At 69.2% G+C, this 24,661-nt stretch carries 27 protein-coding genes and 1 pseudogene; 14 read left to right on the forward strand and 14 right to left on the reverse strand.

Going from position 1 to position 24,661, the window contains the following annotated elements:
• Positions 1 to 59: 59 nt before the first annotated feature.
• Positions 60 to 404: an NIPSNAP family protein gene (locus ACFPOE_RS08415; protein WP_376849635.1), complete on the forward strand. Its 345-nt coding sequence runs from the start codon at positions 60 to 62 to the stop codon at positions 402 to 404.
• A 4-nt stretch (positions 405 to 408) separates the two neighbouring features.
• On the opposite strand, the gene ispF is transcribed toward ACFPOE_RS08415, so the two are convergent.
• Together ispF and ispD are read right to left on the reverse strand one after the other, a co-directional pair.
• Positions 409 to 885 carry a 2-C-methyl-D-erythritol 2,4-cyclodiphosphate synthase gene (gene ispF / locus ACFPOE_RS08420; protein ID WP_376849636.1) on the reverse strand — a complete coding sequence of 159 codons (477 nt, stop codon included), beginning with the start codon at positions 883 to 885 and terminating at the stop codon, positions 409 to 411.
• A complete protein-coding gene (gene ispD, locus ACFPOE_RS08425; protein WP_376849637.1) occupies positions 882 to 1,577 on the reverse strand; it encodes a 2-C-methyl-D-erythritol 4-phosphate cytidylyltransferase in 696 nt (231 codons plus the stop codon). Before ispD ends, ispF begins: the two co-directional genes overlap by 4 nt.
• A gap of 80 nt (positions 1,578 to 1,657) precedes the next feature.
• Between ispD and mfd the strand changes: the two genes are divergently transcribed.
• Entirely contained in the window at positions 1,658 to 5,140 is a 3,483-nt protein-coding gene (gene mfd / locus ACFPOE_RS08430) for a transcription-repair coupling factor (protein ID WP_376849638.1), read from the forward strand.
• Positions 5,137 to 5,850: a phosphoserine phosphatase SerB gene (serB, locus tag ACFPOE_RS08435; RefSeq protein ID WP_376849639.1), complete on the forward strand. Its 714-nt coding sequence runs from the start codon at positions 5,137 to 5,139 to the stop codon at positions 5,848 to 5,850. Before mfd ends, serB begins: the two co-directional genes overlap by 4 nt.
• A gap of 31 nt (positions 5,851 to 5,881) precedes the next feature.
• On the opposite strand, the gene ACFPOE_RS08440 is transcribed toward serB, so the two are convergent.
• Both ACFPOE_RS08440 and ACFPOE_RS08445 read right to left on the reverse strand, forming a co-directional pair.
• Positions 5,882 to 7,594, reverse strand: a complete 1,713-nt coding sequence (locus ACFPOE_RS08440; protein ID WP_376849640.1) for a 7TM diverse intracellular signaling domain-containing protein — start codon at positions 7,592 to 7,594, stop codon at positions 5,882 to 5,884.
• Positions 7,595 to 7,698: 104 nt separating this feature from the next.
• Positions 7,699 to 8,664, reverse strand: coding sequence for a LysR substrate-binding domain-containing protein (locus tag ACFPOE_RS08445; RefSeq protein ID WP_376849641.1), 966 nt, complete (start codon positions 8,662 to 8,664; stop codon positions 7,699 to 7,701).
• An 80-nt stretch (positions 8,665 to 8,744) separates the two neighbouring features.
• Between ACFPOE_RS08445 and ACFPOE_RS08450 the strand changes: the two are divergent.
• Positions 8,745 to 8,930: pseudogene (locus ACFPOE_RS08450) on the forward strand (DUF2917 domain-containing protein); the annotation flags it as partial.
• 29 nt (positions 8,931 to 8,959) lie between these two features.
• Here ACFPOE_RS08450 and ACFPOE_RS08455 read toward each other — a convergent pair.
• Entirely contained in the window at positions 8,960 to 10,252 is a 1,293-nt protein-coding gene (locus ACFPOE_RS08455; protein ID WP_376849642.1) for an MFS transporter, read from the reverse strand.
• Between the two features lie 5 nt (positions 10,253 to 10,257).
• Complete coding sequence (locus ACFPOE_RS08460) at positions 10,258 to 10,593, reverse strand: hypothetical protein (protein WP_376849643.1); 336 nt, start codon at positions 10,591 to 10,593, stop codon at positions 10,258 to 10,260.
• 119 nt (positions 10,594 to 10,712) lie between these two features.
• Between ACFPOE_RS08460 and ACFPOE_RS08465 the strand changes: the two genes are divergently transcribed.
• Entirely contained in the window at positions 10,713 to 11,345 is a 633-nt protein-coding gene (locus tag ACFPOE_RS08465; RefSeq protein WP_376849644.1) for a CDP-alcohol phosphatidyltransferase family protein, read from the forward strand.
• 22 nt (positions 11,346 to 11,367) lie between these two features.
• Here the strand turns inward: ACFPOE_RS08465 and ACFPOE_RS08470 are convergent, their stop codons facing one another.
• Positions 11,368 to 11,706, reverse strand: coding sequence for a PilZ domain-containing protein (locus tag ACFPOE_RS08470; protein ID WP_376849645.1), 339 nt, complete (start codon positions 11,704 to 11,706; stop codon positions 11,368 to 11,370).
• 92 nt (positions 11,707 to 11,798) lie between these two features.
• On the opposite strand from ACFPOE_RS08470, the gene thpR reads away from it, so the two are divergent.
• A complete protein-coding gene (gene thpR / locus ACFPOE_RS08475) occupies positions 11,799 to 12,320 on the forward strand; it encodes an RNA 2',3'-cyclic phosphodiesterase (RefSeq protein WP_376849646.1) in 522 nt (173 codons plus the stop codon).
• Positions 12,321 to 12,326: 6 nt separating this feature from the next.
• On the opposite strand, the gene ACFPOE_RS08480 is transcribed toward thpR, so the two are convergent.
• From ACFPOE_RS08480 to ACFPOE_RS08500, 5 genes are all read right to left on the reverse strand, one after another.
• Positions 12,327 to 12,635: a hypothetical protein gene (locus tag ACFPOE_RS08480; RefSeq protein WP_376849647.1), complete on the reverse strand. Its 309-nt coding sequence runs from the start codon at positions 12,633 to 12,635 to the stop codon at positions 12,327 to 12,329.
• 81 nt (positions 12,636 to 12,716) lie between these two features.
• Positions 12,717 to 13,469, reverse strand: a complete 753-nt coding sequence (locus ACFPOE_RS08485; protein ID WP_376849648.1) for a hypothetical protein — start codon at positions 13,467 to 13,469, stop codon at positions 12,717 to 12,719.
• A 59-nt stretch (positions 13,470 to 13,528) separates the two neighbouring features.
• A complete protein-coding gene (locus ACFPOE_RS08490; protein ID WP_376849649.1) occupies positions 13,529 to 13,855 on the reverse strand; it encodes a PilZ domain-containing protein in 327 nt (108 codons plus the stop codon).
• 103 nt (positions 13,856 to 13,958) lie between these two features.
• Positions 13,959 to 14,288 carry a PilZ domain-containing protein gene (locus ACFPOE_RS08495; RefSeq protein ID WP_376849650.1) on the reverse strand — a complete coding sequence of 110 codons (330 nt, stop codon included), beginning with the start codon at positions 14,286 to 14,288 and terminating at the stop codon, positions 13,959 to 13,961.
• A 124-nt stretch (positions 14,289 to 14,412) separates the two neighbouring features.
• The gene (locus ACFPOE_RS08500) at positions 14,413 to 15,030 is read right to left on the reverse strand and encodes an FHA domain-containing protein (protein WP_376849651.1); all 618 of its coding nucleotides are present in this window, start codon (positions 15,028 to 15,030) and stop codon (positions 14,413 to 14,415) included.
• Between the two features lie 154 nt (positions 15,031 to 15,184).
• Here ACFPOE_RS08500 and ACFPOE_RS08505 point away from each other — a divergent pair, with 154 nt between their 5' ends.
• Positions 15,185 to 16,630, forward strand: a complete 1,446-nt coding sequence (locus ACFPOE_RS08505; RefSeq protein ID WP_376849652.1) for a dienelactone hydrolase family protein — start codon at positions 15,185 to 15,187, stop codon at positions 16,628 to 16,630.
• Between the two features lie 6 nt (positions 16,631 to 16,636).
• Here the strand turns inward: ACFPOE_RS08505 and ACFPOE_RS08510 are convergent, their stop codons facing one another.
• A complete protein-coding gene (locus ACFPOE_RS08510; RefSeq protein WP_376849653.1) occupies positions 16,637 to 17,083 on the reverse strand; it encodes a DUF2721 domain-containing protein in 447 nt (148 codons plus the stop codon).
• Between the two features lie 59 nt (positions 17,084 to 17,142).
• Here ACFPOE_RS08510 and ACFPOE_RS08515 point away from each other — a divergent pair, with 59 nt between their 5' ends.
• The 7 genes from ACFPOE_RS08515 to msrA all read left to right on the forward strand — a co-directional run bounded on the left by ACFPOE_RS08515 (position 17,143) and on the right by msrA (position 23,517).
• Complete coding sequence (locus ACFPOE_RS08515; RefSeq protein WP_376849654.1) at positions 17,143 to 17,739, forward strand: 3'-5' exonuclease; 597 nt, start codon at positions 17,143 to 17,145, stop codon at positions 17,737 to 17,739.
• Positions 17,736 to 18,956 (forward strand): YbfB/YjiJ family MFS transporter, encoded by a 1,221-nt coding sequence (locus tag ACFPOE_RS08520; protein ID WP_376849655.1) that lies wholly within the window; start codon positions 17,736 to 17,738, stop codon positions 18,954 to 18,956. The genes ACFPOE_RS08515 and ACFPOE_RS08520 overlap by 4 nt, the downstream gene beginning before the upstream one ends.
• An 83-nt stretch (positions 18,957 to 19,039) precedes the next feature.
• Positions 19,040 to 20,104 (forward strand): Rieske 2Fe-2S domain-containing protein, encoded by a 1,065-nt coding sequence (locus ACFPOE_RS08525; RefSeq protein WP_376849656.1) that lies wholly within the window; start codon positions 19,040 to 19,042, stop codon positions 20,102 to 20,104.
• On the forward strand, positions 20,101 to 21,066 hold the full coding sequence (locus ACFPOE_RS08530; RefSeq protein ID WP_376849657.1) for a PDR/VanB family oxidoreductase: 966 nt from the start codon (positions 20,101 to 20,103) through the stop codon (positions 21,064 to 21,066). The genes ACFPOE_RS08525 and ACFPOE_RS08530 overlap by 4 nt, the downstream gene beginning before the upstream one ends.
• A complete protein-coding gene (locus ACFPOE_RS08535) occupies positions 21,066 to 21,539 on the forward strand; it encodes a MarR family winged helix-turn-helix transcriptional regulator (protein WP_376849658.1) in 474 nt (157 codons plus the stop codon). Before ACFPOE_RS08530 ends, ACFPOE_RS08535 begins: the two co-directional genes overlap by 1 nt.
• A gap of 183 nt (positions 21,540 to 21,722) precedes the next feature.
• Complete coding sequence (locus ACFPOE_RS08540; protein ID WP_376849659.1) at positions 21,723 to 22,709, forward strand: LLM class flavin-dependent oxidoreductase; 987 nt, start codon at positions 21,723 to 21,725, stop codon at positions 22,707 to 22,709.
• Between the two features lie 100 nt (positions 22,710 to 22,809).
• Positions 22,810 to 23,517 carry a peptide-methionine (S)-S-oxide reductase MsrA gene (msrA, locus tag ACFPOE_RS08545; RefSeq protein WP_376849660.1) on the forward strand — a complete coding sequence of 236 codons (708 nt, stop codon included), beginning with the start codon at positions 22,810 to 22,812 and terminating at the stop codon, positions 23,515 to 23,517.
• 24 nt (positions 23,518 to 23,541) lie between these two features.
• Here msrA and ACFPOE_RS08550 read toward each other — a convergent pair whose 3' ends face one another.
• Entirely contained in the window at positions 23,542 to 24,654 is a 1,113-nt protein-coding gene (locus ACFPOE_RS08550) for a response regulator (protein ID WP_376849661.1), read from the reverse strand.
• Between the last annotated feature and the right edge of the window lie 7 nt (positions 24,655 to 24,661).

Here is a 24,661-nt window from a genome sequence, read left to right on the forward strand (position 1 = left end):
TAGGCGAACCATCAACGCATGGCAACACGCTATCGTGGCGTGCCTGCCCTGGAGACACCATGCAAATCACCTGTTTCATCCGCTACCAGATCGACCCGTTCCAGCGCGACGCCTTCCGCAGCTACGCCGAGAACTGGGGCCGCATCATCCCGGCCTGCGGCGGCCACCTGCTGGGGTATTTCCTGCCGCACGAAGGAACCAACGACGTCGCCTGGGGCCTGATCGGCTTCGACTCGCTGGCGGCCTACGAGGCCTATCGCACGCGCCTGCGCAGCGATCCGGCCGGCCGCGAGAACTTTGCCTTCGCGCAGCAGAAGAAATTCATCCTGCGCGAGGAGCGCACCTTCTGCGAAGGCGTCGCCGGCACGCTGGGCATTGCCGCGCAGCAGCCGGCCGCCGGCTGATCGCTCAGACCAGCAGCACGATCGCCCGGGCCTCGATTGCCGCGCCCTCGCCCACCGGGCCGAGCTTCTCGGCGGTCTTGGCCTTCACGTTGACCTGCGCGGGCGCCAGGTCCAGCGCCGCGGCGATGCCGTTGCGCATGGCCTCGATGTGCGGCGCCAGGCGCGGCGCCTGCGCGATCACGGTGCTGTCGATGTTGCCGATCTGGTGGCCCTGCTCGCGCACCCGGCGCGCCGCCTCCGCCAGCAGCACCATGGAATCGGCACCCTTGAAGCGTTCGTCCGTGTCGGGGAAATGGCGCCCGATGTCGCCCAGCCCCGCCGCGCCCAGCAGCGCGTCCGTGATCGCGTGCAGCAGCACGTCGGCGTCCGAGTGGCCCAGCAGCCCGCGCTCGAACGCGATCTCCACGCCGCCGATCACCAGAGCGCGCCCCGGCACCAGGGCGTGGATGTCCCAGCCTTCGCCGATACGCAGCCGCGTCACCGCTGCCGGCCCTTGAGCACCGCCTCGGCCAGCGCGAAATCGTCCGGGTAGGTGACCTTGAAGTTCTGCGGCCCGCCCGGCACCAGCAGCGGCCGCTGGCCGAGCGCCTCCATCGCGCTGGCTTCGTCGGTCACCGAGTCGCCGGCCTGCTCCATGGCCTCGATCAGCCGGCCGATGCGGAACATCTGCGGTGTCTGCGCCAGCCACTTGTCTTCGCGGCTGAGTGTTTCGGCCACGCGGCCGCCGCGCTCGGTCTTGAGCGTGTCCACCAGCTTCTGCGCCAGCAGGCCGCCGACGTCGTCCTCCTGGCAGGCATCGATCAGGCCGTCGATCAGCTGCGGCGTGATCAGGCAGCGGGCCGCGTCGTGCACCAGCACCCAGTCGCGGCCATCGGCGCCGACCTTGCGCAGTTCGTGCAGGCCGTTGACGACGCTGATGGCGCGGGTCTCGCCGCCGCAAGCCGCCGCCGTCACCGGCGCGAAGTTGCGCGTGAAGAAGCCGTCGCCCTGCGCCACCACCACCAGCGTCCTGGCGATGCGCTTGACGGCGGCAAACGCCGCCAGCGTGTGCATCACCATCGGCCGGCCCGCGATCGGCTCGTACTGCTTGGGTCCGGTGGTGCCGGCGCGGCTGCCGTTGCCGGCGCAGGGGATCAGCGCGAAAAATCGGGTATTGGACACATTGACACTCATGGGTTTGTCGCCATTCTAGAATCGAGCTCACCACCCCGCCCTGTTCAGGCGCGGGGTGTTGCTATTTTTTGCGGCACTCGATGGACTTACCGAAACTTTCTCCCGGCAAACGCTACACCCTGCCCCGCCCGCCCGGCTCCGCCGACGCCCTGCTGCTGGGTCAGCTGGCGTTGCGCGAAAAGGCCGCCGGCCGGCTCACCGCCATCGTCACGGCCGACGCCACCGATGCCCAGCGCCTGCTCGACGAACTCGCCTTCTTCGCGCCGGACCTGCGCACCTGCCTGTTCCCTGACTGGGAAACGCTGCCGTACGACACCTTCTCTCCGCACCAGGACCTGATCAGCGAACGGCTGGCCACGCTGTGGCGCATCTCGCAGGGCGAGGCCGACGTGGTGATCGTGCCGGCCACCACTGCTTTGTACCGCGTGGCGCCGCCGCAGTTCCTGGCCGGCTACACCTTTCACTTCCAGGTCAAGCAGAAGCTGGAGGAAGCGAAGCTGAAGGCCCAGCTCACCCTGGCCGGCTACAGCCACGTCACGCAGGTGGTCAGCCCCGGCGAGTACGCGGTGCGCGGCGGCCTGATCGACCTGTTCCCGATGGGCTCGCCGGTGCCGTACCGGGTGGACCTGTTCGACGACGAGATCGACTCGATCCGCACCTTCGACCCCGACAGCCAGCGCAGCCTCTATCCGGTGCCCGAGGTGCGGCTGCTGCCCGGCCGCGAGTTCCCGATGGACGACGATGCCCGGGCCCGCTTTCGCAGCCGCTGGCGCGAACTGCTGGAGGGCGATCCGACCAAGAGCCGGATCTACAAGGACATGGGCAACGGCGTGGCCACCGCCGGCATCGAGTACTACCTGCCGCTGTTCTTCGAGGAGACGGCCACGGTGTTCGACTATCTGGGCGAGCAGGCCACGGTGGTGCTGCACGGCGACCTCGAGCCGGCCTTCCAGCACTTCTGGCAGGACACCAGGGAACGCTACCGGCTGGTGCAGGGCGACTCCGAGCGGCCGGTGCTGCCGCCGCAGGCGCTGTTCCTGTCGAGCGAGCAGTTCTACGCAAAGGCCAACGAACGCTCGCAGCTGGCGATCCGGACCGGCGTGGACGATGTCGCGGACAGCGCCCTGTTCCAGAAGCTGCCCGAGATGTCGGTCGTGCGCGGCGCCGAAGAGCCGCTGGCCCGCTTCCAGCATCACCTGCGCACCACCGGCAACCGGGTGCTGGTGCTGGCCGAGAGCGACGGCCGGCGCGAAAGCCTGCTGGACTTCCTGCGCGCCAGCCACCTGGCGCCGCCGGCCTTCGAATCGCTGGAGGAGTTCGAGGCCAGCGACGAGAAGCTGGGCATCGCCACCGCGCCGCTGAACGCGGGCTTCGCCTGGCTGGAACGCGGCATCGATTTCGTCACCGAGACCGAGCTGTTCGCCGCCGGCCCGACCACCCGCCGGCGCAAGAAGCAGGAGCAGGTCAGCGACGTCGAGGCCCTGATCAAGGACCTGTCGGAGCTCAATGTGGGCGACCCCGTGGTGCACTCCCAGCACGGCATCGGCCGCTACCGGGGCCTGATCAATATGGACCTGGGGCTGGGCAGGAATGCGGACGGCACCCCGATCCTGCAGGAGATGCTGCACCTGGAATACGCCGACAAGGCCACGCTGTACGTGCCGGTCAGCCAGCTGCACCAGATCAGCCGCTATACCGGCGTCAGTGCCGACGAGGCGCCGCTGCACAAGCTGGGCTCCGGCCAGTGGGAAAAGGCCAAGCGCCGCGCCGCCGAACAGGTGCGGGACACCGCCGCCGAACTGCTCAACATCTACGCCCGCCGCGCGCTGCGCGAGGGCCACGCGTTCCGCTATTCGGCCACCGATTACGAAAGCTTCGCCACCGACTTCGGCTTCGAGGAGACGGCCGACCAGAACGCCGCCATCCACGCGGTGATCCACGACATGATCTCGCCGCGGCCGATGGACCGGCTGGTGTGCGGCGACGTCGGCTTCGGCAAGACGGAAGTGGCGCTGCGCGCCGCATTCATCGCCATCACCGGCGGCAAGCAGGTGGCCTTTCTGGCCCCGACCACGCTGCTGGCCGAGCAGCATTACCAGACGCTGGTGGACCGCTTCAGCAAGTGGCCGGTGAAGGTGGCCGAGGTGTCGCGCTTCCGTTCCGGCAAGGAAGTGGCGGCCACGCTCAAGGGCCTGGCCGACGGCAGCGTCGACATCGTGGTGGGCACCCACAAGCTGCTGTCGGAATCGACCAAGTTCAAGAACCTGGGCCTGCTGATCATCGACGAGGAGCACCGCTTCGGCGTGCGCCACAAGGAAGCGATGAAGGCGATGCGGGCCGAGGTGGACGTGCTCACGCTGACGGCCACGCCGATCCCGCGCACGCTGGGCATGGCGCTGGAAGGCCTGCGCGACCTGTCGGTGATCGCCACCGCGCCGCAGCGACGGCTGGCGATCAAGACCTTCGTGCGCAACGAGGGCAACGGCGTGATCCGCGAGGCGGTGCTGCGCGAGTTGAAGCGCGGCGGCCAGGTCTATTTCCTCCACAACGAGGTGGAGACCATCGAGAACCGGCGGCTGCGGCTGGAAGAACTGCTGCCCGAGGCGCGCATCGCGGTGGCCCACGGCCAGATGCCCGAGCGCGAGCTGGAGCGCGTGATGCGCGACTTCGTGGCCCAGAAGTACAACGTGCTGCTGTGCTCCACCATCATCGAGACCGGCATCGACGTGCCCACTGCCAACACCATCGTCATCAGCCGCGCCGACAAGTTCGGCCTGGCGCAGCTGCACCAGCTGCGCGGCCGGGTCGGCCGCAGCCACCACCAGGCCTATGCCTACCTGATGGTGCCGGACAAGGAGAGCCTGACCAAGCAGGCCTCGCAGCGGCTGGACGCGATCCAGCAGATGGAGGAACTGGGCTCGGGCTTCTACCTGGCGATGCACGACCTGGAGATCCGCGGCGCCGGCGAGGTGCTGGGCGAGAACCAGAGCGGCAACATGCTGGAGGTGGGCTTCCAGCTTTACAACGAGATGCTGTCGGAGGCTGTCAGGTCGCTGAAGGAAGGCAAGGAACCGGACTTGCTGTCGCCCTTGTCGATCACCACCGACATCAACCTGCACGCACCTGCGCTGCTGCCTGAAACCTATTGCGGCGACGTCCACCTGCGGCTGTCGTTCTACAAGAAGCTCGCCACCGCCAAGACCACGGACCAGATCGACACCCTGCTGGAGGAGATCGTGGACCGCTTCGGCAAGCCGCCGCCGCAGGCGCAGACGCTGATCGACGTGCACCGCCTGCGGGTGCTGGCCCGGCCCTACGGCGTGGTCAAGGTCGACGCGGCGCCCGGCGTCATCCACATCACCTTCCGCAAGGACGCGCCGATCGAACCGATGCGGATCATCGAGCTGGTGCAGAAGAACAAGCACATCAAGCTGGCCGGCAACGAGAAGCTGCGGATCGAGCGCGAACTGCCCGATCCGAAGGACCGCGCCCAGATGGTGCGCGACGTGCTGCGCTCGCTCGGCCAGCCCCGGATTGCCGAACCGGCAGGAATCACACCATGACGTCTCCCAAGGAAATCTCCCCCGGCCTGGTGATCCAGCGCTTCACCCCGCCGCTGGCGCTGGCGGACTTCCGGCTGATCGCGTTCGACATGGACTCGACCCTGATCAACATCGAATGCGTGGACGAGATCGCGGCAGCCGCCGGCCGCAAGGAGGAAGTGGCGGCGATCACCGAAGCCGCCATGCGCGGCGAGATCGCCGACTACAAGGCCAGCCTGCGCCAGCGGGTGGCGCTGCTGAAGGGGGTAAGCGTGCAGCATCTGCAGGACGTCTATGCCAACCGGCTGCAGCTCAATCCCGGGGCGGACCGGCTGGTCGCGGCCTGCCAGGCGGCCGGCATGAAGGTGCTGCTGGTGTCCGGCGGCTTCACCTTCTTCACCGACCGGATCCGCGACCGGCTGGGCATCGACTTCACCCGGTCCAACGTGCTCGCCGTCGAAGACGGGAAGCTCACCGGCAAGATGGTGGACCAGCCCTGGGGCGACATCTGCGACGGCGACGAGAAGCGCAGGATGCTGCTGGAAACCTGCGAGCGCATGGGCATTTCACCCAGGCAGGCGATCGCGATGGGCGACGGTGCCAACGACCTGCCGATGATGGGCGAGGCCGGCCTGTCGGCGGCCTATCACGCCAAACCGAAGGTGCGCGAGCAGGCGATGGTGGCGATCAACAGCGGCGGCCTGGACCGGCTGCTGGAAGTGCTGCGCTAGGACCGCCGGCCGGCAGCGAGGCGGCGCTCCCCTACTCGTCTCCCTCGGGCGTCGTTGCGGCGAATTCGCGCGCCTTTTGCGCCGCGGTCAGGGCCTCGTGCAATTCTTCCTCCAGCTCCTTGCGCCGCGTGATGTCGACGATCACCCACACCGTGCCGCGCACCCGGCCTTCGAGCACCACGCCCTTGCCGGACAGCGCGATCCAGATCTCGCGGCCGTCCAGCCGCCGGATCCGGATCTCGGTCTCGTAGACGCGCCCGCGCTTGACCCGCTCGGCCACCGCGCGGCCGATCTCCAGGTACTGGTCGCGCGACAGGTAGAACGGCTCCATCGATTCGATGTCGCGCCCGCGCGCGCCCAGGATGTCCAGCATCCGCGGGTTGGCCCAGCGCATGCGGCCCTGCGGCGTGAGGAAGGCGATGCCGACGATCGAGTTGTCGATGATCGCCTCGCGCTCCTCCAGCGTGGTCTTGAGCTGTTCGTGCGACACGCTCATCGCCTGGATCAAGGCCCGTTCGGCGGCCAGCCGGACCTGGGCCTGTTCCTTGAAGCGGCGCGCGACGTTGATCCGGTCGGCCAGCGCAAACGACAGCAGCAGCATTTCCAGCGCCGAGCCGAACAGCACCGCGTTGGAGGTCAGCACGTTGGACGGCAGCGTACCGATGTTGTGCAGCGCCTGCAGCACGACGCTGAGCAGCAGCACCGCCCAGGCGATCAGGAAATTCCGGGCACCCGGATGGCCGTGCCGCACGCCGAAGATACCCGCCACCATCAGCGTGGTCACGCTCACCAGCACCAGGCCGGTGGTCAGGTAGCTGGCCAGCGTGTACGAATACGCCAGCAGCACCACCAGCGACACCATGTAGCCGCCCACCTGCGCCAGGATGAACTTGTCCAGCAGCGGCGTGCGCGCCGCGCTGAGCAGGAAGGTGCGGGCGAACAGCAGCCCGAAGGTGGCCACCATCACGGTGCCGGCCGGCGGCGAGCGGCTGTTCCACCAGACCAGGTCGGGCCACAGGAACTGGTTGCCCAGGCCGGTCAGCGTCACCTGGAACAGCGCCATGCCCGCCACATAGCCAACATACACCAGGTAGACCTTGTCGCGCACCGACACGTACAGCAGCAGGTTGTAGATGAACAGGCCGATCAGCAGGCCGAAGTACAGGCCGAATGCGCCGTAGGCCAGCTGGTCGTGGTTCCACAGGGCCGCCGGCTGCCACAGCGTGGCCGGAACGGTGACCGACCCTTCGGAGCGGACGTGCAGGTACAGCGTGCTTGCCATCCCTGGCCGCAGGGTCACGGGCAGGACGTGGTTGCGGTGCGGGATGACGCGGGTGGCGAAAGGCCGGAAGACGCCGGCGCTCTGCTTGGCATAAGCCCCGGTGGCATCCGGCGCGAACAGCTCCACCGTGCCCAGGGGCGCATAGGCCACTTCCAGCAGCCAGTTGGCCGGCGCGTCGGCGGCCGGACGCAGCGTCACCTTCAGCCAGATCGCCGCACTGGTGATGCCGAAGTTGGGGCCCGGGCTGTCCGAGGGCAGCGCGGCGAAGCGGCCCTGCTGGTCCTGTTGCCGGACCTGCTCGAAGTCCAGCTTGGCGTCCGCGTCCTCCAGGAAGCTGAATTCCCGCGACAGCGAGTAGCTGCCGTTGTTGCCGATCGCGACGTCGCCGGCGAAGCTGGCCGCGGGCCAGCCGAGGGCCAGCACCAGTGCGAGGGCGCAGCCGAGCCAGCAGCCCAGGCGCATGCGCCATGCGGCGGCCAGACCGCTCTTTGCAACAGCAGGTTGCAGCGGCGCTCGGGTCAGGCTCAACAGTCGCCGGCGCATGGATGGAGACTAACGTTCACGGCTTACTGTAGCAAGTTGTTTCCAGCCGATTCTGCCTCCGTCCGCAGCCAGCGGGCGAAGTCCTGGGCATCAGGGTTTTCCGCGCCCCTGGGTGTCAGCATCACGAAATAGCCGCGTTCGGATGCTGCCCCGCCGCCAAAGGGGGTGACCAGCCGGCCGTCGCCCAGCAGCTCGGCCAGCAGCGGCAGGCGGCCGATGGCCACGCCCTGGCCGGCCACCGCCGCCGCGATTGCATCCGAATAATGGGTAAAGCGCAGCATGTTCTTCATCCGCAGGTCGCCCAGGCCCAGGGCCTGCAGCCAGGGTTCCCAGTCCACCGTCGGCGCCATGCCCTGCGGCATCTCCACCGTCAGCAGCGTATGGCCGGCCAGGTCGGCCGGCCTGGCCAGCGGCGCGGCCCCGCCCCGGGCCAGCCCCGGGGAGCAGACCGGGACCACCACCTCCTCGAACAGCGGCGGGCCCTGGCCGTCGCGGGTGGAGCAAAAGCGCACCGCCAGGTCGACCGGGCTGCGCCCCAGGTCCAGCAGGTCCACCGTGGCCGAAATCCGGACGTCCACCTCCGGGTGGTCGGCCGTGAAGCGGGCCAGCCGGGGGATCAGCCAGAACGACGCAAAGCCGGGCGTGCAGGTCATGGCGACCTGGCGCGGCTGCACGGACGACCGGATGAGGGCGGTGGCATCCCGCAGCCGTTGCAGCGCGTCGCTCACCGCGCGATGCAGCACCTGGCCGGCGGGGGTGAGTTCCAGCGCGCGGTGCCTGCGCTCGAACAGCGGCACGCCCAGCCGCGCTTCCACCTGCTGGATCTGCCGGCTGACAGCGGACTGGGTCAGGAACAACTCCCGCGCCGCGACGGTGAAGCTGAGGTGGCGCGCGGCCGCCTCGAAGCTGCGCAGCAGGTCCAGCGGGGGCAAATCGCCGCGCCCGATCCCGGCCTTGGCAATGTCGCCCTTCACATTCCGCTCATGCATGCAGTGATTCCAATTGAACGTTTGAGACAGTGCAGGTGGCTGACTATATTCATTCCACTCAAGAATGTGAAGGAAAGAACATGAAGGCCAGCACGAAGCCGTTCGAACTGGATCTCGCCGCCCGGGCGCTGTATGCGGTGGCGGACGCTGCACAGCTGCGCCTGAGCTGCCGCGAGGGCCAGCTCTGGATCACGCTGGACAACGACCAGCGCGACTACATCATCGAAGCGGGCGGCGAATTCAGCACCAGCGAGCACCGGCGCGCCATCGTCTACGCGCTGCAGCCCTCGCGCCTTTATGTGGCGCCGACCGAGCGCAGTCCCGCGCCGGTCTGGAGCAGCCTGGCCCGCAGCAGCAGGAAGGACACGATGGAGAGGTTCAGCAGGTTCCAGCCGATGCCGTTGAGGAAGGCGGCGCGATAGGAGCCGGTGAGGTCGAACACCGCGCCCGACATCCAGCCACCGAGCGCCATCCCGAACAGGGTGGCCATCAGCACGGTGCCGACCCGGGCACCGGCCTGCTCCGGCGGGAAGTACTCGCGCACGATCAGCGCATAGGCCGGCACGATGCCCCCCTGGAACAGGCCGAACAGCGCCGAGACCACGTAGAGCGACGCCAGCCCGTCGAAGGGCAGGAAGAGGAGCAGCGCCACGCCCTGCAGCACCGAGCCGAGCAGCAGCGTGCGCAGGCCGCCGATGCGGTCCGAGATCCAGCCGGACACCAGCCGGCTGACCACGCCCATCCCCAGCATCACCGACAGCATCTCGGCGCCGCGCGCCGCGCCGAAGCCCAGGTCGCCGCAGTAGGCGACGATGTGGACCTGCGGCATCGACATCGCCACGCAGCAGGAGACGCCGGCCACGCACAGCAGCGCCTGCACCATGCCGGCCGGCATGCCCAGCACCAGCGCCTGGCCGCTGCCGGCCGGCGCGGCCCGGCCCCGGACGGCGGCCGGCAGCGGCACCGGCACCGGCATCGTCTGCGGCTGCGGCGGCGGCCGGCGCCGCAGGACCAGCGCCAGCGGCAGCACCGACAGCACGCAGAACACACCGATCCCCCAATAGGTGGCGCGCCAGCCCACGCTGTCGATGAAGTGCTGCATCACCGGCGGCCAGACCGCACCGGCCACGTAATTGCCGCTCATGCAGACCGCCACTGCCATGCCGCGCCGGCGGTCGAACCATTGGGAGGTGTCGGCCACCAGCGGGGCGAAGGTGGCCGACGTGCCGAGCAGCCCGATCAGGACGCCCTGGGCCAGGTTGAATTGCCAGAGCGAACTGGCCGAGGCGGCGGCGATGAACCCGGCGCCCAGGCCGAGGGCGCCCAGCCCGACCGGCACTGCCACGCCGAAGCGGTCCGACAGGCGGCCCATCAGGATCCCGCCGATGCCGAAGCCGACCATCGTCAGCGTATAGGGCAGCGACGCGGCGCCGCGGTCCACGCCGAAGTCGGCCTGGATCCGCGGCAGCACCACTGTGACGGAATACATGCCGGAGCCGCCGATGGTCATCAGCAGCAGCGAAACCGCCAGCCGCAGCCAGGCGTAAGGCGATTCGATGTCGTGGGCGGTGGCGGCTGAGCGGGTCATGGCCGCTAAGCTTGCCACACGCCGTAGCCGGCCTCGCGCAGCGCGATCCCCAGCTCCACTTCCATGTCGCGCGCGGCGTCGTAAGGCATGGGGTTGTACATCGCGTACAGGCCGGGCAGCAGCCGCAAGCCGTAATCGCGCACATAGGAGTTGGCCTGGATGCCGGCCTTGTGCTTGTCGAAGCGCACGTCCGGGTCGAGCCCGGTCATGCCGACGTAGACGAAGGGCTTGCCCAGCTGGTAGTCCGGATTGGCACGGCGGAAGCGGCCGACGTTCCAGACCTGGTCGGCGAGTTCGACCACGTAGACGTGATAGTGGTGGCGGCGCTCCCGGGTTGCCATGGCCGCCATTGTGGCCGGGCCGGCGTCGGACGGCGCCGACAGGCAGGCCGCCTGCGGTCCCACAAGCCCTGCCCCAACTCATGCATATGGTGCAGGGACAACCATAGGGGAAGAACACCATGCAGCCAGCCGTGCCCGCGCCACGCCACTTTTCGATGCTCCGGGGCTTCCACCTGGCCGACTTCTTCACGCTGGGCAACGCGGCCTGCGGGGTCGGGGCGGTGTTCTTCGCGATGCTGTACATGAAGAGCGCGCTGCCGTTCCATTTCTTCGCCGCCGCCGCGCTGGCGCCCGCCGCCTTCGTCTTCGACGTGCTGGACGGGCGCATCGCACGCGCACGGCACCAGCACTCGGCGCTGGGCCGGGAACTGGATTCGCTGTCCGACGTGATCTCCTTCGGCGTGGCGCCCGCCGCACTCGGCTTCGCCGCCGGGCTCAATGGCGGCTGGGACGCGGCCGCATTGATCTACTTCGTCTGCTGCGGCGTCAGCCGGTTGGCCCGCTACAACGTGACGGCCGAGACGCTCTCCGCCGGCACCGACAAGGTGAAGTATTTCGAGGGGACGCCGATCCCGACCAGCGTGGTCATCACCGGCCTGCTGGCGCTGGCGGCCTGGCGCGGCGCGATCGGCGACGCGCTATGGGGCGGCGCCTATGCCATCGGCCCGTGGCAGCTGCACCTGATGTCGCTGGTGTTCGTGCTGTCGGGCAGCCTGATGATCAGCAAGACGCTGCACATCCCCAAGCTGTAGCCACTGCCTCGCCCGCGGCCTGTCAGCGCTTGGCGGGCCGGGCGACGATCTTCTCTTCCTCGGGCGAGAAGAAGGGCGTCGTCAGCTGGGCACCCACCCCATGATGGCCGTCGGCGTGGGTGACGCGCACCACCTTGCCTTCGCAGGAGACCCAGTGCTTGCGCCCGCCATGGGTGAACTGCACGCTGAGGTTGACCAGCGAGCCCAGCGGCATGTCGACGTCGGTTTCGAAATAGACACCGGTGGCGCTGATGTTGTGCGCCTCTGCCTTGTGGCCTGACACGTCGACAGTCATGGCGGTGTCGAACCGCGCAGCGGCCCGGTGGTCGGGGTCTTCGACGCGGCGGGTGGGACTGGGCATGGAACCTCCGGTGGATGGACCTCCACGGTAAAAGTGCGGTGCTGCAAAGTTCGTAGGACGGCGACGGACGCCGCTGTGGGACACAATCGGACATGGCAATTCCGGCACCCGCGCCCCGCTTGTTCCTGGCGCTGTGGCCGGACGACGCATCGCGCCAGGCCCTGGCGCAATGGCGCGACCACTGGACGCTTCCAGCCGGTGCCGCGCCGACGCGGACCGAGAACCTGCATCTCACCCTGCATTTCCTGGGCCCGGTTGCCGCCGACCGGCGCGACGCGCTGATTGCGGCGCTCGCTGAAAGGCCGGCCACGGAACCCTTCACGCTGACGTTCGGCATTGCGCAGCTCTGGCCGGGCGGAATCGCGGTGGTGTGCCCGCTTGCCGCGCCCGCGCCGCTGGAGCGCTTGCACGCCCGGCTGGCCGACGTGCTGCGACGGCTGGGGTTGCCGGTGGAGGAGCGGCCGTTCCGCCCGCACGTGACGCTGGCGCGCAAGGCTGCCAGGGCAGAGGTGCCGGCGCAGGGACCGGCAATGGAGTGGAAAGTGGACGGCGGCTTCGCGCTGGTGGAGTCGGCCGCCGGCCAGGGCTACCGCGCGCTGCGGCGCTTCAACTGAAGACGCTCAACGGCCGCGGGCCTTGGCGATCGCGTTGCGGGCGGCGGCTTCGGACGCCATCGCGACGTCCAGTTCCGCGCGGCACAGGCCGGCGTGCTGGTAATTGAGGTTCTCGTACAACTCGGCTGCCGCAGGGCACGCCTGCAGCACGGCCTGCAGGCCGGCGTCTTGCGGGGCGATCGCCAGCTCGCTGGAAAGATGGTTCACGACCGAACGGTATTGCTCGGCGTCGACGCTCTGCGCACTGTGGTCCAGCCGCTCGAGAACGCGGGCCAGCAGCACCAGATTCTGGTTGAGGGTGACTGGATTGTTCATGCCTCCCACATTGGGCCGCCCGGGCCGGTTGCAAGGTAGGCGCGAACGGGAAAACCGGCCCAGGCGCGTCCTACCGGCGCTTCACCAGCGCTTGGGCGGGGCCGCGGGATCCTCGCCCGGGTGCGTCGATTCGAAGTCCTTCTCGCCGGCCGGCCCGGGCGCCGGGTCGGCCCGGCCCTGGCGCAGCGCGGCGTCGCGGATGGCGTACAAGGCCTGCAGGTCGTCCATCACGTCCTGGTCGGCGGGGGGCGCAGCGGCCACGGCGGGAGCGACAGCCGCCGGCGCCCGGGTCGGACGGGGCGTCGGCGACGGGGTGGGCGCGGGCGTCGCGGCAACCGGCTGCAAGGGCGCCGGACCGGTTGCTGCCGGCACCTGGCCCTGCAGCGGCGCGCCGGCGGTGGTGCCGGCCCACACCGCGGGATCCGGCATCAGGCTGGCGACCTTGGCATTGAAGTGAAGGAACTGCCACGACACGCTGAACAGCCAGTCGTCCACCCGCGGATCGAACCTGGCGATCTCCTCCATGAAGCTGGTCTGGAAGGCCGGCACGTAGGTCAGCAGGCGGTCGATGCCGTCGCGCACGATGAACTGCACATGCATGCCGGTGCGCTGGGTGCGCGTGATCACCGACAGGATGCGGCAGTCGATCCAGGCCGAGGGAATGCCGTGGCGCCGCATCGAGTCGCGCAGCACCACCTGGACCAGCTCGCGGCGCGGTGCATTGCGCGAGCCCGACTCGCTGTTGCTGTCCGTTTCCTGGAACTGCGCCGATTCGGATCCGGGTGCCGGGCTGGTCCCAGGGGCCCGGCCAAACATCTTCTTGATCAGTTGCATGCCATCATTGTGCGCGATTCCCCCCGGATCGCGGCCGGCTGCGGCAGCCGGAACCGGCCTTACTGCGCGGATTGCAGCGGCGACAGCAGCCGGGTGGCGACGTTGACGCGGTTGCCAACCCGCTCCACCCGCACCACCTCCGCTTCGCAACGGGTGCGGTAATCGTGGCCATCGACCGAGTATTCCAGCGTCATGGCGACCTTCGCGCCGACCTGCGGCTGCGATTCGACGGACGTTTCGTACAGGATGCCGGTTTCGCTGATGTCCAGCGTTTCACCCTCGCCGTCGTCCATCGTGACGGCCAGGGCGATGCCGAAGCGGTCGCCCGAGCGCGGGTGGATCAGGACCGCGTCGGTGGCCTGGCTGGGATGGGTGTGCTGCTGCATGGGAAGCTCCGGTGCGCCGTCGGTGCGGCAGGTGCGATCACGGTAGTGGCTCAACGTTGCGGATGCTGTAGGACAGCCGACACAGATTGCCTGCCCTGCTTTCTCACTCGTCAGGCTGGTCGAAGGGCTGGCACCAGCGCGCGGCCACCATGAAGCGCGGGCCGCAGGGCTCCACCCTGACCACTTCCACCTGGCAGGCCATCGGAAAGTTGTGGCCGTCCAGGCCGTAGCGCAAGGTCAGGTCCACCAGGGAGCCGACCGGGTAGTCGGTGTCGCTCTCGAAGCTCAGCCCGGTGGCACTCAGGTCACGGGTCTGCCCCTCATGGCCGTCCACCGTGTAGGGCATGCCGACGCCGAAGCGCGCCGCGGCCCGCTGGTCGCTGGCATTGCTGGCAGCCAACGGCGGGATTGCGGTCAGGGACTCGGATGCCATGGGCGACTCCTCGCCGCGGCCAAGCGCGGCATCGCTCGATGCTTATGCAGGCGCAACGGCGGGCTCGTAGGACGGCGAGATTGCCGGCCTGTCGGACGGCACGCCGTCCGCGCCCGCGTCCTTCCTATTGCTCTCGCAACTGGAACGCCATCCGCGTGCCGGCCAGGTCCAGCACGTCGCCGTCCGCCAGCAGCACCGGGTCGGCCTTGAGGGGCTGGCCGTTGAGGGTGGGCACGGTCTCGCCGTCGAGATGGGCGACGAAAAAGCCATTGCGGCGGTGCGACACGGCCACCACCGTCACGCCCGGCTTGCCGAAGGTGGTGACCGCCTTGACCACCGGCACCTCCAGTCCGCTCGACGACCCGTTCAGAACCTGGAAGCTGGCGTGCAGCGGCGCCGCGCCCATCATCGAATCGAAGGCCGTGGTCTGGCCGAAGCCGGAATCGCCCGAGGCCGTCAGGAACTGGATCCGGAAGTGGCCGATGGCGATGGTGTCGCCGTCGTGCAGCAGCTGGCGCTCCTTGACCCGCCGGTTGTTGACGAAGGTGCCGTTGGTGCTGCCCAGGTCCTCGATGTAGACGTCGGCCAGGCCCTTGAGCTCGAACGCGCAATGGTTGCCGCTGACCACCAGGTTGTCCAGCACGATGTCGTTGCCGGGCTTGCGGCCCAGCGTGGTCCGGTCCTTGGTCAGGTAGACGTGCTTGATTTCCACGCCTTCGACGGTTGCGATGAGTTGCGGCACGCCGGACTCCTGGTTGTTCCCGGCGATGGTAGTTCCGCCTCCTCATCCGGGCAAGCGGGTCGCCGGCGCTTGCAACTGCGGCGGCGATGCGACCATGCCGCCAGTGCAGGTCCGCGTGCTGACTTATGCTGCGCCTTCTTTCAAGGGAACCGCCATGCCACCTCGCCTCAGCGCCAGCGATTTCGACCAGGACCTGCTGATTCTTTTCGATGCCTATGTGCACGGCAATCTCGACCGGCGCGGGTTCCTGGACAAGGCCCAGAAATTCGCCAAGGCCGGCCTCAGCGCCGCCGGCCTGCTGGCCGCGCTCAGCCCGGATTTCGCCGCCGGCCAGGTGGTGTCCAGGGACGATCCGCGGCTGAAGATCGAATGGATCACCTACGACTCGCCCACCGGCAGCGGCAAGGTCAAGGGTTACCTGGTGCGGCCCGCGAGCGCGGGCGCGACGAAGCTGCCTTCGATCGTGGTGATCCACGAGAACCGCGGCCTCAATCCCCACATCGAGGACATCGCCCGCCGGCTGGCGCTGGACGGCTTCATGGCATTCGCACCCGATGCGCTGACGCCATTGGGCGGCTACCCGGGCGACGAGGACAAGGCGCGCGAGCTGTTCGCCAGGCTGGACCAGGCCCGGGCGCGGGAAGATTTCCGCGCTGCCAGCCTGTGGCTGGATGCCCGCGCCGACAGCAACGGCAAGCTCGGCGCCATCGGCTTTTGCTACGGCGGTGGCATCGTCCACTGGCTGGCCACGCAGCTGCCGCAGCTGGCCGCCGCCGTGCCCTTCTACGGCAACACGCCCGATCCGTCGGAAGCGGCGAAGGTCCGGGCGCCGCTGCTGGTGCAGCAGGCCGACATCGACGAACGCATCAACGCCGCCTGGCCGGCCTATGAGGCGGCGCTGAAGGCGGCGGGCGTGCGCTATGTGGCCTACCGCTACCCGGGCACGCAGCACGGCTTCAACAACGACACCACGCCGCGCTTCGATGCGCCGGCGGCCAGGCTGGCCTGGGATCGCACGGTGACCTTCTTTCGCCAGCGGCTGCAGGCGGCGCCCACGGCCGGCGCCGGGCCCACCGTGCGGCTGCGCGGCACCATCACCGCCGTCACGTCATCGAGCGTGACCGTGCGCGAGCGCAGCGGCGAAGTGGTGGAACTGGTGCTGCCGCCCAATCTGGCGATCTCCGAGACCTATCCGATCGAACTGGCCGAGATCAAGCCGGGCAGCTTCATCGGGGTGGGCGGGATGCCGCAGCCCGATGGCTCGCAGCGGGCGATCGCGGTCACCGTCTTTCCCGAGTCGGCGCGCGGCACCGGCGAAGGCTTCCGGCCGTTCGACTACGCGCCGCAGAGCACCATGACCAACGCCACCGTGGCCGACATGGTGGCCGCGCCCGAGGGCCGCAAGCTGCGGCTGCGCTACAAGGACGGCGAGCAGGTCATCGTGGTGCCGCCGGGCGCGCCCGTGGTCACCTTCCGCCCCGGCGACCGCAGCCTGCTGGTGCCCGGCGCCAGCGTCGCCGTCAGCGCGCAGGAGATCGACGGCCAGCCGACCGCGCTGCGCATCAGCGCCGGGCGCAACGGCTTCGTGCTGCCGTACTAGGGCGCTTCACCGCAGCATGTGGAAGTTGAGCAGCCTGGTGGCCAGGATCGTTTCGCCCAGGAAGCACAGCAGCGCCAGCAGGAAGCTCACCACGCCCAGCAGGAAGCTGGTCACCGCGTAACGCCCGACCTGGGAATCGGTGGTCTCGCCCAGGAACAGCACGATGATGGTCACGCCGATCAGGAACGCGCACGCGGTCAGCAGCGCGATGCAGGCGTTGGCCAGCCGGCCTCGGGTGCGCAGTTCGGCCAGTTCGTCGGCGGCGCGCCGCAGCAGGTCGGCATCGGCCGAGCCGCGCGCCCGGTCCTCCACCACGCGGGCGCGGTCGATGATGCGGGCCAGCCGGCCGGCGACCGCGCCGATCATCCCGGAGACGGCCGTCAGCAGGAACACCGGCGCGACCGCCAGCTGGATGCCATGGGTGACCGAGCCGGGGTCGAGCGGGAATGCCATGGCCGATTATTGCCGCGCCGGCGCCGCCCGGCGCAAGCGGTTATCCTGCGCTCCGACCCATGCACAGCACCCACCCCACTCCCAGCAAGGAGCAGATCGCGCTGCTCGAACCCTTCGAGCAACTCGGCCTGGACCGCATCGAGCTGGTTTCCAGCGCCGGCCACGCGCGCGAGGCCGCGGCCGAACTGGCGGCGGCCGGCGTGCTGGGCTTCGACACCGAATCCAAGCCGACCTTCTTCAAGGACCAGGTGTCCGAAGGACCGCACATCGTGCAGCTCGCCACCCGCGAGCGGGCCTGGATCTTCCAGCTGCATGACCTCGAATGCCGCGCCATCGCCGCCGAACTGCTGGCGCTGCCCGGCTTGCTCAAGGCCGGCTTCGGACTGGGCGACGACACCAGGCGGATCGTGAGCAAGCTGGGCGTGGAGCCGGCCGGCGTGCTGGAACTCAATGCCGTGTTCCGCGAACGCGGCTACCGCAAGGACATGGGCGTCAAGGGCGCGGTGGCGGTGCTGTTCAACCGGCGCTACATCAAGTCCAAGAAGGCGGCGACTTCCAACTGGTCCAATCCGCGCCTGACGCCGGCGCAGCTGGTCTACGCCGCCAACGACGCCTGGGCCGCGATCCGCGTCTACGACGGCCTGGGCCTGCAATGAAGCCGTGGCGCATCGCGGCCGCGGGCCTGGTCTCGCTGGCCGTGGCGATGGGCATCGGCCGCTTCGCCTTCACGCCCTTGCTGCCGATGATGCTGGCCGACGGCGTGCTGGACCTGCCGCGCGCCAGCTGGCTGGCCAGCGCCAATTACCTGGGCTACCTGGTGGGCGCCCTGCTGTGCACCTTCCAGCCCTGGATCTGGCGCCGGCTGGGCAGACCGCCGCCGCCGCGGCCGCCGCTGGCGGTGCGCGCCGGACTGATCGCCACTGCGCTGCTCACGCTCGGCATGGCGCTGCAGCTGCCGGCCGCCTGGCCGCTGCTGCGCTTCGCCGCCGGCGTCGCCAGCGCCTTCGTGTTCGTCTACACCTCGGGCTGGTGCCTGTCGCAGCTGGCGCTGCGCGGCGTGCCGGAGATGGGCGCCCTGATCTACACCGGCCCCGGCGGCGGCATCGTGCTCAGCGGCCTGGCCGCCAGCGGCATGGTGGCGCTGCGCTGGCCGGCGGCGGACGGCTGGCTGATCTTCGGCGTGCTGGCGGCCATCCTGACGGCGCTGGTCTGGCCGGTGTTCGATGCGCGCAATGAGCTGCAGCCGTCGACCGCGGCGGGCCCTGTCGTTGCCACCGCAGCCGCCGTCGCGCCGCGCCGCGACGGCATCGGCCTGCTGACCCTGGCCTATGGCCTGGCCGGCTTCGGCTACATCATCACCGCCACCTTCCTGCCGGTGATCGCGCGGCAGGCGCTGCCGGGGTCCCACTGGCTCGATCTGTTCTGGCCGATCTTCGGCCTCGGCGTGGTGCTGGGCGCCCTGGGGGCGTCGCGCGTGCCCTCCAGCGCCAACCGCCTGCTGATGCTGGCGGCCTGCTATCTGATCCAGGCAGGCGGAGTGGCCGCCTCGCTGGTCAGCCCGACGCTGGCCGGCTTCGTCATCGGCAGCCTGCTGCTGGGCCTGCCCTTCACCGCCATCACCTTCTTTGCGATGCAGGAAGTGCGGCTGTTGCGGCCGCAGCAGGCGGCCAGCACGATGGGGCTGCTGACGGCGATGTACGGCGTCGGCCAGATCGTCGGGCCGCCGCTGGCGGCAGCGATGCTCAGCCGCAGCTCCACCCCGGGCGTGGGCTTTACCCGCTCCCTGGAAATCGCCGGCGCGGCGCTGGTGCTGGGCGCCCTGCTCTACCTGTGGATGGCGCGGCGCCATCCGGCCGCCCCGCTCCCGCAATAACCGACCGCCGGTGGGGCAAATCGCCCCCGGCGGGCCTTACGATCAGTATACTGATCGTCATCCCGAACAACAGAGGCAAACCCATGTTTCCCAAGAACGCCTGGTACGTCGCGTGCATGCCCGACGAAATCGACAGCAAGCCGCTCGGCCGCCGGATCTGCGGCGAGGCGATGGTCCTCTACCGCGGGCCGGACAACAAGGCGACCGCGCTGGAGGACTTCTGCCCGCACCGCGGCGCGCCGCTGTCGCTGGGCACGGTGCAGGAAGGCAAGCTGGTGTGCGGCTACCACGGGCTGGAGATGGGCTGCGACGGCAAGACCGTGGCGATGCCGGGCCAGCGGGTGCGCGGCTTCCCGGCGATCCGCGCGTTTCCGGTGATCGAGCGCTACGGCTTCATCTGGGTCTGGCCCGGCGACGCCGAGCAGGCCGATCCGGCCAAGCTGCACCACCTGGAATGGGCCGAGAGCCAGGACTGGGCCTACGGCGGCGGGCTGTACCACATCAACTGCGACTACCGGCTGATGATCGACAACCTGATGGACCTGACGCACGAGACCTACGTGCACTCCACCTCGATCGGCCAGAAGGAAATCGACGAGACCCCCACCACCACCAAGACCGAGGGCGACATGGTGGTGACCAGCCGCCACATGAGCAACATCATGGCGCCGCCGTTCTGGCGCATGGCGCTGCGCGGCAACAACCTGGCAGACGACGTGCCGGTGGACCGCTGGCAGATCTGCCGCTTCACCCCGCCCAGCCACGTGCTGATCGAAGTGGGCGTGGCCCACGCCGGCAAGGGCGGCTACGACGCCGACCCGAGCGTGAAGGCCTCGAGCATCGTGGTGGACTTCATCACGCCCGAGACCGAGACCTCGATCTGGTACTTCTGGGGCATGGCGCGCAACTTCAACCCGAAGGACAAGGCGCTCACCGCCAGCATCCGCGAAGGCCAGGGCAAGATCTTCTCCGAGGACCTGGAGATGCTGGAGCGCCAGCAGCAGAACCTGCTGGCCCATCCCGAGCGCAAGCTGCTGATGCTCAACATCGACTCGGGCGGCGTGCAGTCCCGGCGCGTCATCGACCGCCTGCTGGCCGCCGAGAAGCGCGTGATCCCGATCGCGGTGGCCGAGGGCGAGACGCCATGAACCCGGCCAGCCTCAGCGTGCGCGTGGAGCGCAAGGTGCAGGAAGCGCTGGACATCTGCACCTTCGAGCTGGTGGACGTCAGCGGCAAGCCCCTGCCCGCGTTCTCCGCCGGCTCGCACGTGGACGTGCAGCTGCCCGGCGGGCTGACCCGCCAGTATTCGCTGTGCAACGACCCGCAGGAGAGCCACCGCTACCTGATCGGCGTGCTCAAGGACCCGGCCACCCGTGGCGGCTCCAGGGCGATGCACGAGTTGGTCAAGGAGGGCGACACGCTCACCATCAGCGCGCCGCGCAACCATTTCCCGCTGGCGCACGAGGCCTCGCACAGCCTGCTGCTGGCCGGCGGCATCGGGGTGACGCCGATCCTGTGCATGGCGGAGCGGCTGGCGATCGCCGGCGCGTCCTTCGAGATGCACTACGCCACCCGCTCGCGCGAGCGCACCGCCTTCTTCGAGCGCATCGGCAAATCGGCCTTTGCGCCGAAGGTGCAGTTCCATTTCGACGACGGCGACGCGGCGCAGAAGCTGGACCTGCCGGCGCTGCTGGCGGCGCCGAAGGCCGGCACCCACCTTTACGTCTGCGGGCCCAAGGGCTTCATGGACGCGGTGCTGGCCACGGCACGCGCCAGCGGCTGGCCGCAGGAGCAGATCCACTACGAATACTTCGGCGCCGAGGTGACCGCCAAGGCCGACGACGGCAGCTTCGAGGTGCGGCTGGCCAGCTCCGGCAAGGTGGTCCGGATCCCGAAGGACCAGACCGTGGTGCAGGCGCTGTCCAAGGCCGGCGTGGAGATCCTCACCTCCTGCGAGCAAGGTGTCTGCGGCACCTGCATCACGCGGGTGCTGGAAGGCGAGCCGGACCATCGCGACCTGTACTTCACGCCCGAGGAGCAGGCCAAGAACGACCAGTTCACGCCCTGCTGCTCGCGCTCGAAGTCGCCGCTGCTGGTGCTGGACCTCTGATGCCGGCCATGGCAAAGGCGCCGGCCCTTGCTGCGTCGATCGAGCTGCACGAGCAGCCCGGCCACCTGATCCGGCGCGCCCACCAGATCGCGGTGGCGCTGTTCCACGAGACCCTGGGCCGGGAAGTGACGCCGGTGCAGTACGCGGTACTGCGGGCGCTGCAGGACAAGCCGGGCATCGACCAGGTGACGCTGGCGCAGGAGATCGCGCTGGACACCTCGTCGACCGCCGACGTGGCGGTGCGGCTGGAAGCCAAGGGCCTGATCGTGCGCGAGGTGCTGCCGCGCGGCCAGCGCCGCCTGGTGCTCACCGACGAGGGCGAAGCGCTGCTGGCGCGGCTGGTGCCGGGCATGAACCGGATGTGCCGCACCATGCTGGCCGACATGGACAAGAACGAGCAGGCCGAGTTCGTCCGCCTGCTGCAGAAGTTCGTGCACCTCAACGACGACGGCCGGGCGGCTCCGCGGCGCTGAGGCAAAGCGAAATCGGACAGCCGGACGCAGAAAGCGCAGAAGCAACGCAGAAAACGCAAAAGAGACAGAGGAGGAATGGAATCAAACCTTGATCCGGGTCTTTCTGCGACTTCTGCGTCTTCTGCGTCCTTGTCCCCGATTTCCTTCTCTTGCCGTTCCGTGGAATACCCCAAGCTAAAAGAGATGATCCCCTTTTCCGTCCTCGACCTCGCACCGATTCCGCAGGGCAGCAGCGCCGCCCAGTCCTTCAGCAACATGGTCGACCTGGCCCAGCACGCGGAGCGCTGGAACTACCAGCGCTACTGGCTGGCTGAACACCATGGCATGCCGGGCATCGCCAGCGCCGCGACCTCGGTGCTGATCGGCCACGTGGCCGGCAAGACGCAGAAGATCCGTGTCGGCGCCGGCGGCATCATGCTGCCGAACCACTCGCCGCTGGTGATCGCGGAACAGTTCGGCACGCTGGAGTCTCTCTATCCGGGGCGCATCGACATGGGCCTGGGGCGTGCGCCCGGCTCGGACCAGCTGACGGCGCGGGCGCTGCGCCGCAACCTGGAGTCCGATGCGGACCAGTTCCCGCAGGACGTGGTGGAGCTGATGGATTTCCTGTCGGACGAACCGCGCCAGCGGGTCCGCGCCGTCCCCGGCAAGGGCACCAAGGTGCCGGTGTGGATCCTGGGTTCCAGCCTGTTCGGCGCGCAGCTGGCCGCGATGCTGGGCTTGCCCTACGCCTTCGCCTCGCACTTCGCGCCGGCGCAGATGATGGAGGCGATCGCGCTCTACCGCGAGACCTTCAAGCCCTCGGCGCAGCTGGCCAAGCCCTACGTGATGCTGGGCTACAACGTGTTCGCCGCCGACAGCGACGACGAGGCCGCGCTGCTGGCCACCTCGATGCAGCAGGCCTTTGTCGCGCTGCGCAGCGGCCGCCCGGTGCAACTGCCGCCGCCGGTTCCCGGCTACCTGGAGAACCTGGACCCGGCGGCGCGCCACATGCTCGATGGCGTGCTGGCCTGCACCGCCATCGGCTCGCCGCCGGTCGTGCGGCAGCGCATCGCCGACTTCATCGCACGCACCGGCGCCGACGAACTGATGATCACCTCGCAGATGTTCGACCATCACCACCGGCGGCGCTCCTACGAGCTGACCGCCGGGATCCGCGAGTCGCTCTAGTTGCGGTTCGGGTTGAGGGCCGCGCATCGGAAGCTGACCGCGCGCTCCACTTGCGCGCCGCTTTGACCGGTTCACAATGGTTCACCGACAAGGAGTGCGGATGCCGACACGACGCAACACCATCCTGGCCCTGGGCTCCGGCGCCACGCTGCTCGCCGGCTGGGCCGCGCTCGCCGGCGGTTCGCCGCAACAGGCCGTCGCGCTGCCGCCGCCGGCCTTCGATCCGCCCAACCCCGCGGCCCGCGACAGCGCGGTGCTGGCCGGCGGCTGCTTCTGGGGTGTGCAGGCCGTCTACCAGCACACCCGGGGCGTGCTCAATGCGGTCTCGGGCTATGCCGGCGGCGACCCGAAGCGAGCCGATTACGGCAGCGTGAGTTCCGGCAGCACCGGCCATGCGGAATCGGTGGAGGTCAGCTTCGACCCCGGCCAGTTGTCCTACGGCAGGCTGCTGCAGATCTTCTTTTCCGTGGTGCACGACCCGACCCAGCGCGACCGCCAGGGCCCGGACACCGGCACGCAATACCGCTCGGTGGTGTTCTTCCGCAGCCCGGCGCAGAAGGAGGTGGCCGCGCGCTACATCGCGCAGCTGGACGCCGCGAAAGTCTTGGCGGCGAAGATCGTGACGCAGCTGGTGCCGCTGCCGGCCTTTTTCCCGGCCGAGGCCTACCACCAGGATTACGCCACCCGCAATCCCGGGTCGCCCTACATCGCGCGCTTCGACGCGCCCAAGGTCGCCAACCTCCAGCGCCTGTTCGCGTCGCAATACCGAGAGTCGCCGGTGCTGGTGTCGGCGCAGCGGACGGCCTGAGCCGCAGCGTTGCGGCGGCCGCGCCTAGCGGGCCTTGATCGCGGTCACCTCGTGCACCTGCACGTTCCGGCTGCGGCCGGCGACTTCGATCGACGCAGTGGCGCGGGTGGTGACGGTGTCGGCGACATCCTCCAGCGCATCCTGCGTGGCCAGCACCACCCAGCCCAGCGAATCCGCCTGCTGCTGCAGCCGGATCGCCAGGCCCACCGTTTCGCCCACCGGCAAGGTCTGCGCCGAAGCGCCCGTGATCGGGTCGCGCAGCTTGGCCAGCGTCACCGGGCCGGCGTGCAGGCCGACGGTGACGCGGAACTCGGGCAGGTCGCGGCCCGCATAGCGCTGCTGCAGGAAGCGGCTGAGCGCGCACGCTGTGTCGTGCAGGCCCAGCGCCGCCCGCACCGCGCGCTGGCCGTGGCCGACCGACTGCGTGTCGTTGTCCACCGCGAACAGGGCCAACACACCCTCGCCGACGAAATGCAGGTGCCGCGCCCCGAACAGGTACAGCGTGTCGCCGGCGCCGCCGTAGAAGCGCTTGACCACCTCGCTCAGTTCGTCGGCGCTGAGCTTTTCGGCCAGGGCGGCGTAGCCCACGATGTCGGCGAACAGCGCGATGGCGCTGTCGAAGCGCTCGTCCTGCTCCGATCCGTCGCCGTTGATGGGCCAGCGCTGCTGCAGCTCGCGCGAGAGCCGGCGCTCGTACAAGCCGGTGAGCCGCTTCTTCTGGTCCAGCAGCAGCTCGGTGACGATCTTCTTCTGGCGCTCGTCGCGGATGCCGCGCTTGGCCAGCGCCGCCGCCGCCGCGTCGCTCAGCTCCTTGGGCGTGAAGGGCTTGGTGATGTAGTCGTCGGCGCCGGAGATCATGCCCTGGCGCATGTCGGCGCGGTCGCTCAGGGACGTCAGCAGGATCACCGGCGTGGCCGCGATGTTCGGGTCCTGGCGCAGCGCCTGCACCAGGTCGAAGCCGTTCATTCCGGGCATCTGCACGTCGCTGACCACCAGGTCCGGCCGGTGCAGCTTGACCAGCGCCAGGCCGACCATGCCGTCCTTGGCCTCCATCACCTTGTGGCCGTCCTTGGACAGGACGAAGGTCATGAGCTTGCGGATCTCCTCGGTATCGTCGATGGCGATCACAAGGGCCATGGCTGCG

This window comes from Caenimonas terrae (assembly GCF_042655405.1).
Taxonomy (GTDB): Bacteria; Pseudomonadota; Gammaproteobacteria; order Burkholderiales; family Burkholderiaceae_C; genus Ramlibacter; species Ramlibacter terrae_A.